Below are 14,440 nucleotides of genomic sequence, written 5' to 3' on the forward strand. Positions count from 1 at the left end.
CGCGCCCCGCCGGGCGGGGCGCATCGTCGGCGGGCCTACGCTTAGGTCATGCAACGGATTATCGGGACGGAGGTCGAGTACGGCATTTCATCACCGTCGGACCCGACGGCCAACCCGATCCTCACCTCGACCCAGGCAGTGCTGGCCTATGCCGCCGCCGCCGGCATCCAGCGCGCGAAGCGCACCCGCTGGGACTACGAGGTGGAATCACCGTTACGGGACGCCCGCGGTTTTGATCTGAGCCGTTCGGCCGGCCCGCCGCCGGTGGTCGACGCCGACGAGGTTGGCGCGGCCAACATGATCCTGACCAACGGCGCGCGGCTCTACGTCGACCACGCCCACCCGGAGTACTCGGCGCCCGAATGCACCGACCCTCTGGACGCGGTGATCTGGGACAAGGCCGGCGAACGCGTCATGGAGGCCGCCGCCCGGCACGTCGCCAGCGTGCCCGGGGCCGCCAAACTGCAGCTCTACAAGAACAACGTCGACGGCAAGGGCGCCTCATACGGGTCACACGAGAACTACCTGATGTCGCGGCAGACGCCGTTTTCGTCGATCATTGCGGGGCTCACCCCTTTTCTGGTGTCCCGCCAGGTGGTGACCGGCTCCGGCCGCGTCGGAATCGGGCCCTCGGGTGACGAGCCCGGCTTCCAGCTGTCTCAGCGCTCGGATTACATCGAGGTCGAGGTCGGCCTCGAGACCACCCTCAAGCGCGGCATCATCAACACCCGCGACGAACCGCACGCCGACGCCGACCGGTACCGCCGACTGCACGTCATCATCGGCGACGCCAACCTCGCCGAGACGTCGACCTACCTGAAGCTGGGCACGACGGCGCTGGTGCTGGACTTGATCGAGGTCGGCCCGGAGCACGGGATCGACCTGAGCGATCTGGTGCTGGCCCGGCCGGTGCACGCGGTCCACGCGATCAGCCGCGATCCGTCGTTGCGAGTCGCCGTGGCGCTGGCCGACGGAAGGGAATTGACGGGCCTTGCGTTGCAACGGATTTACCTGGATCGGGTGGCGAAGCTCGTCGACAGCCGCGACCCCGATCCGCGCGCGGCCGACATCGTGGAGACTTGGGCGCAGGTGCTCGACCAGCTTGAGCGCGACCCCATGGAATGCGCCGAGGTGCTCGACTGGCCCGCCAAGCTGCGCCTGCTGGAGGGTTTCCGCCAGCGGGAGAACCTGAGCTGGTCGGCGCCGCGGCTGCACCTGGTCGACCTGCAGTATTCCGACGTCCGGCTGGACAAGGGCCTGTACAACCGGCTCGTCGCCCGCGGCTCGATGAAGAGGTTGGTCAGCGAGCACCAGGTGCTGGAGGCGGTGGACAACCCGCCGACCGACACGCGCGCGTACTTCCGCGGTGAGTGCCTGCGCAGGTTCGGCGCCGACATCGCCGCGGCCAGCTGGGACTCGGTGATTTTCGATCTCGGCGGTGATTCGCTGGTGCGCATTCCGACGCTGGAGCCGCTGCGGGGCAGCAAGGCGCACGTCGGGGCGCTGCTGGACTCGGTGGATAGCGCGGCCGAACTGGTTGAACAACTCACGAGCTGAGCCGGTTAAACCGGGGAACATCGGGGTTGACCGGTAGGGTAGAGATACCAGCGAGCAGTGTGGCTTATTTGGCAAGCAAGCCGCTGAACAAGTTCAGATGAAGCAGGAGGCCGGCGATGGCTCAAGAGCAGACCAAGCGTGGCGGTGGTGGTGGCGACGACGACGATCTCGGCGACAGCACGGCCGCGGGCCAGGAGCGTCGCGAGAAGCTAGCCGAGGACACCGACGATCTGCTCGACGAGATCGATGACGTGCTCGAAGAGAACGCCGAAGATTTCGTCCGGGCATACGTCCAAAAGGGCGGACAGTGACCTGGCCCTTCTCCGATCGCCTGTCCACTAACTCCGCATTCCCGGCAAACCCCGCCGTAGACCTGTCGTCGTTTGCTGACTTCCTGCGCCGCCAAGCGCCGGAGCTGCTGCCGGCGAGCCTCGGTGGCAGCCCCCGCTCTGAAGGGGTCGGGTCGCAGCTGCCGCACGGCACCACGATCGTCGCCCTGAAATATCCCGGTGGCGTCGTCATCGCCGGGGACCGCCGCTCCACCCAGGGCAACATGATCGCCGGGCGCGACGTGAAAAAGGTGTACGTGACCGACGACTACACGGCGACGGGCATCGCGGGCACCGCGGCCATCGCCGTCGAGTTCGCCCGCCTGTACGCCGTGGAACTCGAGCACTACGAGAAGCTCGAAGGCGTGCCGCTGACGTTTGCCGGCAAGGTGAACCGGCTGGCGATCATGGTGCGCGGAAACCTGGCCGCCGCGATGCAGGGGCTGGTAGCTCTGCCGCTGCTGGCGGGCTACGACATCGACGCGCCCGACCCTGAAGGCGCCGGCCGGATCGTCTCGTTCGACGCCGCCGGCGGCTGGAACTTGGAGGAAGAGGGCTATCAGTCGGTGGGGTCGGGCTCGATCTTCGCCAAGTCCTCGATCAAGAAGTTGTACTCGCGGGTCGTCGACGCCGATTCCGCGGTGCGGGTGGCCGTCGAGGCGCTCTACGACGCGGCCGATGACGACTCCGCTACCGGTGGGCCCGACTTGGTCCGCGGCATCTACCCGACCGCGGTCACGATCGGCGCCGAAGGGGCGGCCGAGGTGCCCGAGAGCCGGATCGCCGAGCTGGCGCGCGAGGTGATCGAAAGCCGCTCACGCGCAGACACTTTCGGCCCCGACGGCGGTGAGAAGTGAGCTTTCCGTATTTCATTTCGCCCGAGCAGGCGATGCGCGAGCGCAGCGAGCTCGCGCGCAAAGGCATCGCGCGTGGCAAGAGCGTGGTCGCGTTGGTCTACGCCGGCGGTGTGCTGTTCGTGGCGGAGAACCCGTCGCGGTCCCTGCAGAAGATCAGTGAGCTCTACGACCGCGTGGGGTTCGCGGCCGCGGGCAAGTTCAACGAATTCGACAACCTGCGCCGCGGTGGAATTCAGTTCGCCGACACCCGGGGCTACGCCTATGACCGCCGCGACGTCACCGGACGCCAGCTGGCCAACGTCTACGCGCAAACCCTGGGCACCATCTTCACCGAGCAGGCCAAGCCGTACGAGGTGGAGTTGTGCGTCGCCGAGGTCGCCCACTACGGCGAGACGAAACCACCTGAGCTGTATCGCATCACCTACGACGGGTCGATCGCCGACGAGCCGCATTTCGTGGTGATGGGCGGCACCACCGAGCCGATCGCTAACGCGCTCAAGGAGTCCTACGCCGAGAACGCCGACCTGCGCGACGCGACCAGGATCGCCGTCAAGGCGCTGCGGGCCGGCAGCGCCGACGGTTCCGGCGGGGACCAGCCCTCCCCGGACGTGGGCAGCCTGGAGGTCGCCATCCTGGACGTCAACCGGCCGCGACGGGCGTTCCGGCGGATCAACCGGGCCACGTTGGAAGGTCTGCTGCAGGAGGGCGATTCGAATCAGCCGGAAACCAACGGCGAAGCGCCGGAATCCAACGGCGACTCCGCGGGCTGACTGGGCCCAACCGGGCCGGCTGTTCGCTGCGGGCTGAACACTGGGGCCGCTGGTGTCCAAGCTGGCGACGTCGGCGTTACGGTCGCCGAGGGACGTGCTGGCGGGCCACGCGAAACTCGTCAGGACCCGTAGGCGCGGCTTCCGCAACGTGGCGGTCGGACAACCAGTACCCTCGATTACGTGCAGCGACGAATTATGGGCATCGAGACCGAGTTCGGTGTCACCTGCACCTTCCACGGTCATCGGCGGCTGTCCCCGGACGAGGTTGCCCGCTATCTCTTCCGGCGCGTCGTGTCGTGGGGGCGCAGCTCCAACGTCTTCCTTCGCAACGGCGCCCGCCTGTACCTCGACGTGGGCAGCCACCCCGAGTATGCGACGGCCGAGTGCGACAGCCTGGTCCAGCTGGTCACCCATGACCGGGCCGGCGAATGGGTGCTGGAAGACCTGCTGATCGACGCCGAGCAGCGGCTCGCCGACGAGGGCATTGGTGGCGACATCTACCTGTTCAAGAACAACACCGACTCGGCGGGCAACTCCTACGGGTGTCACGAGAACTACCTGATCGTGCGGGCCGGTGAATTCTCCCGGATCTCCGACGTGCTGCTGCCATTTTTGGTCACGCGCCAGCTGATCTGCGGAGCCGGCAAGGTGTTGCAGACGCCCAAGGCGGCGACGTTCTGCCTGTCCCAGCGCGCCGAGCACATCTGGGAGGGCGTCTCCTCGGCCACCACCCGCAGCCGGCCCATCATCAACACCCGCGACGAGCCGCACGCCGACGCCGAGAAGTACCGGCGGCTGCACGTGATCGTCGGCGACTCCAACATGTGCGAGACCACCACCATGCTCAAGGTGGGCACCGCCGCGCTGGTGCTGGAGATGATCGAGGCGGGCGTTCCCTTCCGCGACTTCTCGTTGGACAACCCGATCCGCGCCATCCGCGAGGTCAGCCACGACGTCACCGGCCGGCGGCCCGTGCGGCTGGCCGGCGGGCGTCAGGCCAGCGCCCTGGACATCCAGCGTGAGTACTACAGCCGCGCCGTCGAGCACCTGCAGACCCGCGAGCCCAACGCCCAGATCGAGCAGGTCGTCGACCTGTGGGGCCGCCAGCTCGACGCCGTCGAGAGCCAGGACTTCGCCAAGGTGGACACCGAGATCGACTGGGTGATCAAGCGCAAGCTGTTCCAGCGCTACCAGGACCGCTACAGCATGGAGCTGTCCGACCCCAAGATCGCCCAGCTGGACCTCGCCTACCACGACATCAAGCGTGGGCGCGGCGTGTTCGACCTGCTGCAGCGCAAAGGGCTGGCGGCGCGCGTCACCACCGACGAGGAAATCGCGGAGGCCGTCGACCACCCGCCGCAGACCACCCGGGCCCGGCTGCGCGGCGAATTCATCAGCGCCGCCCAGGCCGCCGGCCGCGACTTCACCGTCGACTGGGTGCACCTGAAGCTCAACGACCAGGCCCAGCGGACCGTGCTGTGCAAGGATCCCTTCCGGGCGGTCGACGAGCGGGTCAAGCGGCTGATCGCCAGCATGTAGCTCGACCGCTTGCGGTCACAGCGGTCACACCGGTAACGCGTCGGTACCGATGCTCGAGCCACAAATTTGATATCGCGGGCGCTATCACATTCGGCGAGCCGGTGATCCCCGCGAACCCGTGACTTATGTGCCGATTGTGAAAATTGCGACTCGCCAGCCGGTGCAGGCGCCCGATGGGCGCCGGTTATAACCTGGTGCGAATGGCGACCTCGAAAGTCGAGCGGCTGGTCAATCTCGTCATCGCCCTGCTGTCCACCCGCGGCTACATCAGCGCGGAGAAGATCAGGTCCAGCGTGGCCGGTTACGCGGACAGCCCGAGCGCCGAGGCCTTCTCGCGCATGTTCGAACGGGACAAGAACGAGCTGCGCGACCTCGGCATCCCGCTCGAGGTCGGCCGGGCGTCGGCGATGGATCCCACCGAGGGGTACCGGATCAACCGGGACGCCTACGCGCTGCCTGCGGTCGAGCTGACTCCCGACGAGGCGGCCGCGGTAGCCGTCGCGACCCAACTGTGGGAGTCGCCCGAATTGATCACCGCCACCCAGGGGGCGCTGCTCAAGCTGCGCGCCGCCGGCGTTGACGTCGACCCAGACGCGCCGGTGGCCATCGCCTCACCGGCCGGCGTCCCCGGGCTGCGCGGTTCGGAAGAGGTTCTCGGAATCCTGCTGTCGGCAATCGATGCCCGGCAGGCGGTGCAGTTCCCGCACCGGCCGTCGCGCGCCGAGCCGTACAGCGTGCGCACCGTGGAGCCGTGGGGCGTCGTCACCCAGAAGGGCCGCTGGTATTTGGTGGGGCACGATCGCGACCGCGACGCCACCCGCACCTTCCGGCTGTCGCGGATCGGCGCCGAGGTCCGGCCGATCGGGCCGCCCGGGGCGGTGATGGTGCCCGCGGGTGTGGACCTGCGCCAGATCGTGGCCAGGACGGTCGCCGAGACGCCGACCGGTGGGCAGGCGCGGGTCTGGGTCGCCGACGGACGGGCCACCGCGCTGCGGCGCGCCGGGAGGTCCACCGGCGCGCGACAATTGGGCGACCGAGACGGCGAGGTGATCGAACTGGACATCGGGTCCAGCGATCGGTTGGCGAGTGATATCGCCGGTTATGGGGCCGACGCGGTCGTGCTCGAACCGCAGCAGCTGCGCGAGGACGTGCTGGCGCGGCTGCGCTCTCACCTGGACGGGGGAGGGGTGGCATGACCGCCATATCCAGGCGCCTGATCCGGCTGCTCAACATGGTGCCGTATTTCCAGGCCAACCCGCGGGTCACCCGGGCCAAGGCCGCCGCCGACCTCGGGGTGTCCGCCAAGCAGCTGGAAGAAGACCTCAACCAGCTGTGGATGTGCGGGCTGCCCGGCTACTACCCGGGCGATTTGATCGACTTCCAGTTCGCCGGCGACACCATCGAGGTCACCTTCTCGGCGGGCATCGACCGGCCGCTCAAGCTCACCTCGCCGGAGGCCACCGGCCTGCTCGTGGCCCTGCGCGCGCTCGCCGACGTTCCCGGCGTGGTGGACCCGGAGGCGGCGCGCAGCGCGATCGCCAAGATCGAAGCCGCGGCCGGCTCCGTCGGGCAGGACGCCACCGGGTCGGCGGCGGCCGTCGACGAGCAGGCGCCCGCGGAAAGCCGCGCCGCGGCCGCGGTGCGCGCGGCGGTGCAGTCCAAACACGCGCTGGCCATCGACTATTACTCCGCGTCGCACGACACCCTGACCAGCCGGATCGTCGACCCCATCCGCGTGCTGCTGATCGGCGGCCACAGCTACCTGGAGGCCTGGTCGCGCGAGGCCGAAGGGGTGCGGCTGTTCCGCTTCGACCGGATCGTTGACGCCACCGAGTTGGACGATCCGGCGGCGCCGCCCGAGTTGGCGCTGCAGGCGCCACCGGACACATCCCTGTTCGACGGCGACCCGTCGCTGCCGTCGGCGAAGCTGCGGATCGCGCCGTCGGCGTCCTGGATGTTCGAGTACTACCCGATGCGCGACGTGCGTGAGCTGCCGGACGGATCCTGCGAGGCGGTGATGACCTACGCGTCCGAGGACTGGATGACCCGGCTGGTGCTGGGCTTCGGGTCGGCCGTGCGGGTGCTTGAACCGGAATCCCTGGCCGTACGTGTCCGGGATGCGGCGGCGGCGGCCCTCGAGTCCTACCGCGCGCTCACCCCCTGAGGCCACGGCGCGGTCGGTCCGGTGTATCGCCGCACTGCGGTAGCATCGGGTAGACGTCTGGAGGTAATCAAAGTGGGCAGTCTTAGTCCGTGGCACTGGGCGATCCTCGCTGTGGTGGTGATCCTGCTCTTCGGTGCCAAGAAGCTCCCCGATGCAGCACGTTCGTTGGGCAAGTCGATGCGCATCTTCAAGTCTGAGCTGCGCGAAATGCAGACCGAGAACAAAGCGGAGTCGTCGGCTTTGGAGACCAACGGCGCGACCAACAGCGCTCCCTCCGCGGCGAATCCCACCCCCGTGCAATCGCAGCGTGTAGACGCTCCGGCGGCCGAGCAGGGGCACTCCGAAGCACGCCCGGCGTAGCCGCCGTCATCGTCGCGGTGCCCGAGCGCTACTGAACGAGCGTCGTGAAAGTTTTCAAGGTTTCAGCGCGCACTGGCGGCGTGCTGAAGCGCCTCAATCCGCGTAACAGGCGCAGCCGAACCAACCCCGACGCGACGATGTCGCTCGTCGATCATCTAACCGAGCTGCGCACCCGATTGCTGCTCTCGCTGGCCGCCATCCTGATCACCACGATCTTCGGGTTCTTCTGGTATTCGCACTCGATCTTCGGGCTGGAAAGTCTCGGCGAATGGCTGCGCCACCCGTACTGTTCCCTGCCCCAGTCGGCGCGCGCCAGCATCAGCGCCGACGGTCAATGCCGGCTGCTGGCGACGGCGCCGTTCGACCAGTTCATGTTGCGGCTCAAGGTCGGGCTGACCGCCGGGGTGGTGCTGGCCTGCCCGGTGTGGTTCTACGAGCTGTGGGCGTTCATCACGCCGGGTCTGTACCAAAAGGAGCGTCGCTTCGCGGTCGGGTTCGTGATCCCCGCGGCGGTGCTGTTCGTCACGGGGGCGATCCTGGCCTACTTCGTGCTGTCGAAGGCGCTGGGCTTCTTGCTGACGGTCGGCAGCGACGTGCAGGTGACCGCGCTGTCCGGGGATCGGTACTTCGGTTTTCTGATCAACCTGTTGGTGGTGTTCGGCGTCAGCTTCGAATTCCCGTTGCTCATCGTCATGCTCAACATGACGGGCGTGCTGACCTACGAGCGGCTCAAGTCCTGGCGGCGCGGCCTGATCTTCGGGATGTTCGTGTTCGCCGCGGTTTTCACGCCCGGGTCCGACCCGTTCTCGATGACCGCGTTGGGCGTGGCGTTGTCGGTGCTCCTCGAGTTCGCCATCCAAATCGCCCGCCTGCACGACAGGCGCAAGGCCAAGCGGGAAGCGCAGGCCGCGATCCCAGACGACGAGGCCTCGGTGATTGAGGCGCCTGCACCGATACACGAGCCGGCGCGGGAGCCGTCGTTCACCGCGGGTCAGCATGACGATGTCACCTAAACCGTCGGTGCCGCAGGATGCGACGGAGCTCGTCGAGCTGACCCGATTCACCGCTGAATTGCCCTTCGCGCTCGACGGTTTCCAGCAGCACGCATGCGCGGCGCTGGAACGAGGCCATGGCGTGCTGGTCTGCGCGCCGACCGGCGCCGGCAAGACCGTGGTGGGCGAGTTCGCCGTCCACCTGGCCCTGGCCGCCGGCGGCAAGTGTTTCTACACCACGCCGCTCAAGGCGCTGAGCAACCAGAAGCACACCGATCTGACCGCGCGCTACGGCCGCGACCGGATCGGCCTGCTGACCGGTGACATGTCGGTGAACGCCGACGCCCCCGTGGTGGTGATGACCACCGAGGTGCTGCGCAACATGCTCTACGCTAATTCGACTGCGCTGCAGGGACTTTCCTACGTCGTGATGGACGAGGTGCATTTCTTAGCCGACCGGATGCGCGGCCCGGTGTGGGAGGAAGTGATCCTGCACCTGCCCGACGAGGTGCGGGTGGTCAGCCTGTCGGCCACGGTGAGCAACGCCGAGGAATTCGGCGGCTGGATCCAGACGGTGCGGGGCGATACCACCGTGGTGGTCGACGAGCACCGGCCGGTGCCGTTGTGGCAGCACGTCTTGGTGGGCAAGCGGCTCTTCGACCTGTTCGATTACCGCGGCTCGGAAGCCGGCCGCCAGCCCGTCGCCGGCCAGGAGTCGCGCGTCAGCCCGGACTTGGTGCGCCACATCGCGCATCGCCGGGAGGCGGACCGGATGTCCGACTGGCAGCCGCGCAGAGGGCGCAGCGGGCGCGGTGCGCCCGATCGGCCGCGGTTCTACCGACCGCCCGGGCGCGCGGATGTCATTGCGACGCTGGACGCCGAGGGGCTGCTGCCGGCGATCACGTTCGTGTTCTCCCGCGCCGGCTGCGACGCCGCCGTCCAGCAGTGCCTGCGCTCGCCGCTCCGGTTGACCACCGAGGAGGAACGGGCGCAGATCGCCGAGGTGATCGACCACCGCTGCGGCGATCTCGCCGACACCGACCTGGCGGTGCTCGGTTACTACGAGTGGCGGGAGGGGCTGCTGCGCGGCCTGGCCGCCCACCACGCCGGGATGTTGCCGGTGTTCCGGCACACCGTCGAGGAGTTGTTCACCGCCGGTCTGGTCAAGGCGGTGTTCGCCACCGAGACGCTGGCGTTGGGCATCAACATGCCCGCCCGCACGGTGGTGCTCGAGCGGCTGGTCAAGTTCAACGGCGAGCAGCACATGCCACTGACACCGGGGGAGTACACCCAGCTGACCGGCCGCGCCGGGCGGCGCGGCATCGACATCGAGGGCCACGCGGTGGTGCTGTGGAATCCCACCGACGAGAACACCGAGCCGGCGGCGGTGGCGGGTCTGGCCTCCACCCGCACCTTCCCGCTGCGTAGCTCGTTCGCCCCGTCGTACAACATGACGATCAACCTGGTGCAGCAGATGGGTCCCGAGCAGGCCCACCGGCTGCTGGAGCAGTCGTTCGCCCAATACCAGGCCGACCGCTCCGTGGTCGGCCTGGTCCGCGGAATCGAGCGCGGCAACGCGATGCTCGCCGAGATCGCCGCCGAGCTGGGCGGCCCGCAGGCCTCGATACTCGAGTACGCGCGGCTGCGCGCCCGCATCTCCGAGATGGAGCGCGCGCAATCCCGCGCGTCGCGGCTGCAACGCCGCCAGGCGGCCAGCGACGCGCTGGCCGCGCTGCGCCGCGGCGACATCATCAACATCACCCACGGCCGGCGCGGCGGGCTGGCCGTGGTGCTGGAATCCGCCCGCGACGGCGACGACCCCCGCCCGTTGGTGCTCACCGAAAACCGGTGGGCGGGGCGTATTTCCACCGCCGACTACTCGGGCGCGTCGGCGCCGGTGGGATCGATGCCGTTGCCCAAGCGGGTCGAGCACCGCCAGCCGCGGGTAAGGCGTGACCTCGCGTCCGCGCTGCGGTCGGCCGCGGCCGGGCTGGCCGTTCCGGCCAGGCGCCGCGGCGGCCGCGGGGACCACGACGGTGCCTACGGTGATTATCAGGACCCGGAGCTGGCGTCGTTGCGACAGGAGCTGCGTCGGCACCCGTCGCACAACAGCGCCGGGCTCGAGGCGAAGGTCCGGCAGGCCGAGCGCTACCTGCGCATCGAGCGGGACAATGCGCAACTGGAGAAAAAGGTTGCCGCGGCGACCAATTCGCTGGCGCGGACGTTCGACCGGATCGTCGGCCTGCTCACCGAGCGCGGCTTCGTCGAGGGTCCGGACACCGATCCCCACGTCACCGACGACGGCCGGCTGCTGGCCCGCATCTACAGCGAGAGCGACCTCTTGGTCGCCGAGTGCCTACGCACCGGCGCGTGGGCCGATCTGAAGCCGCCCGAGTTGGCGGCGGTGGTTTCGGCGGTCCTCTACGAGAGCCGGGGTGGTGAAGGCCCGCGGGCGGCGTTCGCCGCCGAGGCGCCCACCCAGCGGGTCCGACAGGCGCTGCAGCAAACGTCGCGGCTGTCGTATGCGTTGCGCGCCGACGAGCAGACCCACCGGATCGCGCCGAGCCGGGAGCCCGACGACGGCTTCGTCAACGTCATCTATCGCTGGGCCAAGACCGGAGACCTCGCCGCCGCCCTGGCGGCCGCCGACCCGGCCGGCACCGGCTCGCCGCTGCTGGCGGGGGACTTCGTGCGCTGGTGCCGCCAGGTGCTGGATCTGTTGGACCAGGTCCGCAACGCCGCCCCGGATCCTGAGTTGCGCGCTACTGCCAAGCGCGCGATCAATGACGTTCGGCGCGGCGTCGTCGCTGTTGACGCCGGGTAGGCTGTGCCGAAGCTACCGTAGATCCATCAATCACAACGCCGAGAGTGCGTGCCAAGAACTAAGGGGCTGAGGAGAGACGATGAGCGGACCGCAGGGACCGGAGCAGCAGTGGCAACCGCCCGGCCAAGGTAGCGATCAGTCCTCCGAGCCGACCCAGGTCGGTTCGCCGTGGCAGCAGCAGCCGGGCCAGGAAGCGACGTGGCAGGCTCCGGCTTACACGCCGCCCGCCGAGTACCCGCAGTACCAGCAGCCGGCCGAACAGGCGTATCCGCAGCAATACCCGCAGCAGCCCGGTTACGGGCAGCCGGGGTACGCGCAGCCCGGCCAGTACGGGCAGCCGGGGCAGTACGGGCAGCCTGGCCAGTACGGCCAGCCCGGCCAGTACGGTCAGCCGGGGCAGTACGGCCAGCCCGGCCAGTACGGTCAGCCGGGCCAGTACCCGCAGCAGTACCCGCCGTACGAGCAGCAGCCGGCCAAGAAGCGGTCGGTCGCCCTGATCGCCGGCGTGGGCGGGGTGATCGCCTTTTTGCTCATCGCCGTCGTGCTGGTGCTCGGCTTTTGGCAGCCCGGGTTCTTCGTCACCACCAAGCTGGACGTCAACAAGGCGCAGGCCGGTGTGCAGCAAGTCCTTTCCGACGAGACCAACGGCTACGGCGCCAAGAATGTCCAAAACGTGAAGTGCAACCACGGCCAGAACCCGACCGTCAAGAAGGGCGCCACGTTCGACTGCGACGTCAGCATCGACGGCGCCCCCAAGCACGTCACGGTGACCTTCCAGGACAACAAGGGCACCTACGAGGTGGGCCGGCCGCAGTAGCCGGTCACTGCGGCAGCGCGTCGAGCGCTTTCTGCAACCGCGCTATCGACGACCCGACGCCCAGTTCGGTCGCCAGTTTGGCCGTGCGGTGCGGGTCGTCGGCCGCCAGCGGCAGGGCGTCGGTCGGGGTCGACAGGCTGACCGGTGCGTCGGTGGCCACCCGCACCACTTGTTCCGCGGCGTCGATGTAGTCCGTCGCGCCCAGCAGTTTCGCGCGCAAACCCTTGGCCATCTTCGATTTCGGATCGTGGGCGGCCGCCAGGATCTGTTCCAGCGAGCCGTGCTGGGCCAGCAGGGTCGCGGCCGTCTTCTCCCCGACACCCGGAACGCCCGGCAGGCCGTCGGACGGATCGCCGCGCATCAGCGCGAACTCGGCGTAGGCCGGGCCCGCCCGATGCTTCGGCACGCCGTAGTGCTCGGCGACCTCCGCGGGCCCGAACAGGGTGGCTTTAGTCAGCCCGCGGCCCAGGTAGAGCACTCGGACCGGCACGGGATCGTCGGACACCACCTGCAGCAGGTCGCGGTCTCCGCTGACCACCACGACGGGGTCACGCCGTTCGCGCGCGGCCAGCGTGCCGAGCACATCGTCGGCCTCGAAACCTTCGGCGCCCGCCGTCGGGATGCCGAAAGCGTCCAGCAGCTCCATGATCATGTCGATCTGCGGCGTCAGGTCGTCGGGGACCTCCTCGACGTCGGGTTCGCCCTCGGGCTCGGCCTCCGCGACGCGATGCGCCTTATAGGACGGGACGAGGTCCACCCGGAACTGCGGTCGCCAATCCAGGTCCAGGCAGACCACCAGCCGGCTGGGGCGCTGCTGGCTGATCACGACCGCCATCGAGTCGATGAATCCGCGGACGGCGTTGACGGGCCTGCCGTCGGGGGAGGTGATCGACGAGGGCACCCCGAAATACGACCGGAACCACATGCTGGCCCCGTCCAACAGCAATAGCGGCGAAGCCGCGCGTGCCGGGTCGCCGCTGGTACCTGGGGCCGATCGCATCCCGGTATCGTCTCACGGCGCCGAACGTCGACTTGTTCTCGACGCAGCGCGGGAATCGCCGCAACGACTCGACGCTCGGCCCAGCGGTTAGCCTGGCTGCCATGGAATCTCATCGGTTCGACACCGGGGTGTATGCGCGGCGGTTGGCGGCGGCGGCCGCCGCGACCGCCGAAGCGGGGTTGTCCGGCCTGGTGATCACCCCCGGGTATGACCTGCGCTACCTCGTGGGGTCGCGCGCCCAGACGCTCGAGCGGTTCACGGCGCTGGTGTTGCCGGCATCCGGCGACCCGACGGTGGTGGTGCCGCGGCTGGAGCTGGCCTCGCTCAAGGGGTCGGCGATTGCGGGACTGGGACTGGCGGTGCGGGATTGGGTCGACGGGGACGACCCCTACCAATTGGTGAGCGCCGCGTTGGGCGGTCCCGCCGCGACCGCCGTCACCGACTCCATGCCGGCCCTGCACCTGCTGCCGCTGGCCGGTGTCCTCGGCGTCCTGCCGATCCTGGCCACCGGCGTGATGCGGGGGCTGCGGATGGTCAAGGAGGAATGCGAGATCGACGCGCTGCGCAAAGCCGGCGCCGCCATCGATCGCGTGCACGCCCGGGTGCCGGAGTTTCTGGTCCCCGGCCGCACCGAGGCCGACGTGGCCGCCGATATCGCGGAAGCGATTGTGGCCGAAGGGCATTCGGAGGTGGCATTCATCATTGTCGGCTCCGGCCCGCACAGCGCCGACCCGCACCACGGCTATTCGGACCGCGAGCTGCAGACAGGTGACATCGTCGTCGTCGACATCGGCGGCGCCTACGAGCCCGGATACCATTCCGACTCGACACGCACCTACAGCATTGGTGAGCCCAAACCCGAAGTGGCACAGCAATATTCGGTGCTGCAGCGGGCGCAACAGGCGGCCGTGGATGCGGTGCGCCCGGGTGTGACGGCCGAACAGGTCGACGCGGCGGCACGCGATGTGCTGGCCGCCGCCGGACTCGCGGAGGTTTTCGTGCACCGCACCGGCCACGGCATCGGGCTATCCGTACACGAGGAGCCCTACATCGTGGCGGGCAGCGACCTGCCGCTGGCCGCGGGCATGGCCTTCTCGATCGAGCCGGGAATCTATTTTCCGGGCCGCTGGGGCGCCCGCATCGAGGACATCGTCGTCGTGACGAAAGACGGCGCGCTGCCCGTCAACAACCGGCCCCACGAGCTCATCGTGGTGCCCGCGCCGTAGCAGCC

General features: G+C 68.8%; 13 protein-coding genes. 12 read left to right on the top strand and 1 reads right to left on the bottom strand.

All coding sequences use genetic code 11. The features are described 5' to 3' along the window. Positions 1-48 precede the first annotated feature (48 nt). The 11 genes from dop to ACEL92_RS11935 all read left to right on the top strand — a co-directional run bounded on the left by dop (position 49) and on the right by ACEL92_RS11935 (position 12,209). Positions 49-1,557 (top strand): pup deamidase/depupylase, encoded by a 1,509-nt coding sequence (gene dop, locus ACEL92_RS11885; protein ID WP_374025743.1) that lies wholly within the window; start codon positions 49-51, stop codon positions 1,555-1,557. Positions 1,558-1,673: 116 nt separating this feature from the next. Then, entirely contained in the window at positions 1,674-1,868 is a 195-nt protein-coding gene (locus ACEL92_RS11890; protein ID WP_374025744.1) for a ubiquitin-like protein Pup, read from the top strand. Beyond that, positions 1,865-2,743, top strand: a complete 879-nt coding sequence (gene prcB / locus ACEL92_RS11895) for a proteasome subunit beta (protein WP_374025745.1) — start codon at positions 1,865-1,867, stop codon at positions 2,741-2,743. The genes ACEL92_RS11890 and prcB overlap by 4 nt, the downstream gene beginning before the upstream one ends. Beyond that, positions 2,740-3,513, top strand: a complete 774-nt coding sequence (gene prcA, locus ACEL92_RS11900; protein ID WP_374025746.1) for a proteasome subunit alpha — start codon at positions 2,740-2,742, stop codon at positions 3,511-3,513. The genes prcB and prcA overlap by 4 nt, the downstream gene beginning before the upstream one ends. Before the next feature lie 180 nt (positions 3,514-3,693). Then, a complete protein-coding gene (gene pafA, locus ACEL92_RS11905) occupies positions 3,694-5,052 on the top strand; it encodes a Pup--protein ligase (RefSeq protein WP_374025747.1) in 1,359 nt (452 codons plus the stop codon). Positions 5,053-5,252: 200 nt separating this feature from the next. Beyond that, positions 5,253-6,248, top strand: coding sequence for a helix-turn-helix transcriptional regulator (locus tag ACEL92_RS11910; protein ID WP_374025748.1), 996 nt, complete (start codon positions 5,253-5,255; stop codon positions 6,246-6,248). After that, positions 6,245-7,216 carry a helix-turn-helix transcriptional regulator gene (locus ACEL92_RS11915; RefSeq protein ID WP_374025749.1) on the top strand — a complete coding sequence of 324 codons (972 nt, stop codon included), beginning with the start codon at positions 6,245-6,247 and terminating at the stop codon, positions 7,214-7,216. Before ACEL92_RS11910 ends, ACEL92_RS11915 begins: the two co-directional genes overlap by 4 nt. A gap of 72 nt (positions 7,217-7,288) precedes the next feature. Continuing rightward, entirely contained in the window at positions 7,289-7,576 is a 288-nt protein-coding gene (gene tatA / locus ACEL92_RS11920; protein ID WP_374025750.1) for a Sec-independent protein translocase subunit TatA, read from the top strand. 44 nt (positions 7,577-7,620) lie between these two features. Further along, positions 7,621-8,589, top strand: a complete 969-nt coding sequence (gene tatC, locus ACEL92_RS11925; protein WP_374025751.1) for a twin-arginine translocase subunit TatC — start codon at positions 7,621-7,623, stop codon at positions 8,587-8,589. Next, complete coding sequence (locus ACEL92_RS11930) at positions 8,579-11,392, top strand: DEAD/DEAH box helicase (protein ID WP_374026184.1); 2,814 nt, start codon at positions 8,579-8,581, stop codon at positions 11,390-11,392. Before tatC ends, ACEL92_RS11930 begins: the two co-directional genes overlap by 11 nt. A 79-nt stretch (positions 11,393-11,471) precedes the next feature. Further along, complete coding sequence (locus ACEL92_RS11935; RefSeq protein ID WP_374025752.1) at positions 11,472-12,209, top strand: DUF4333 domain-containing protein; 738 nt, start codon at positions 11,472-11,474, stop codon at positions 12,207-12,209. A 4-nt stretch (positions 12,210-12,213) separates the two neighbouring features. Here ACEL92_RS11935 and ACEL92_RS11940 read toward each other — a convergent pair whose 3' ends face one another. Further along, on the bottom strand, positions 12,214-13,209 hold the full coding sequence (locus ACEL92_RS11940; protein ID WP_374025753.1) for a 5'-3' exonuclease H3TH domain-containing protein: 996 nt from the start codon (positions 13,207-13,209) through the stop codon (positions 12,214-12,216). A 101-nt stretch (positions 13,210-13,310) separates the two neighbouring features. Here ACEL92_RS11940 and ACEL92_RS11945 point away from each other — a divergent pair, with 101 nt between their 5' ends. Continuing rightward, a complete protein-coding gene (locus tag ACEL92_RS11945; RefSeq protein WP_374025754.1) occupies positions 13,311-14,435 on the top strand; it encodes a M24 family metallopeptidase in 1,125 nt (374 codons plus the stop codon). Positions 14,436-14,440 lie beyond the last annotated feature (5 nt).

This window comes from Mycobacterium hainanense, assembly GCF_041890355.1.
Taxonomy (GTDB): domain Bacteria; phylum Actinomycetota; class Actinomycetes; order Mycobacteriales; family Mycobacteriaceae; genus Mycobacterium; species Mycobacterium hainanense.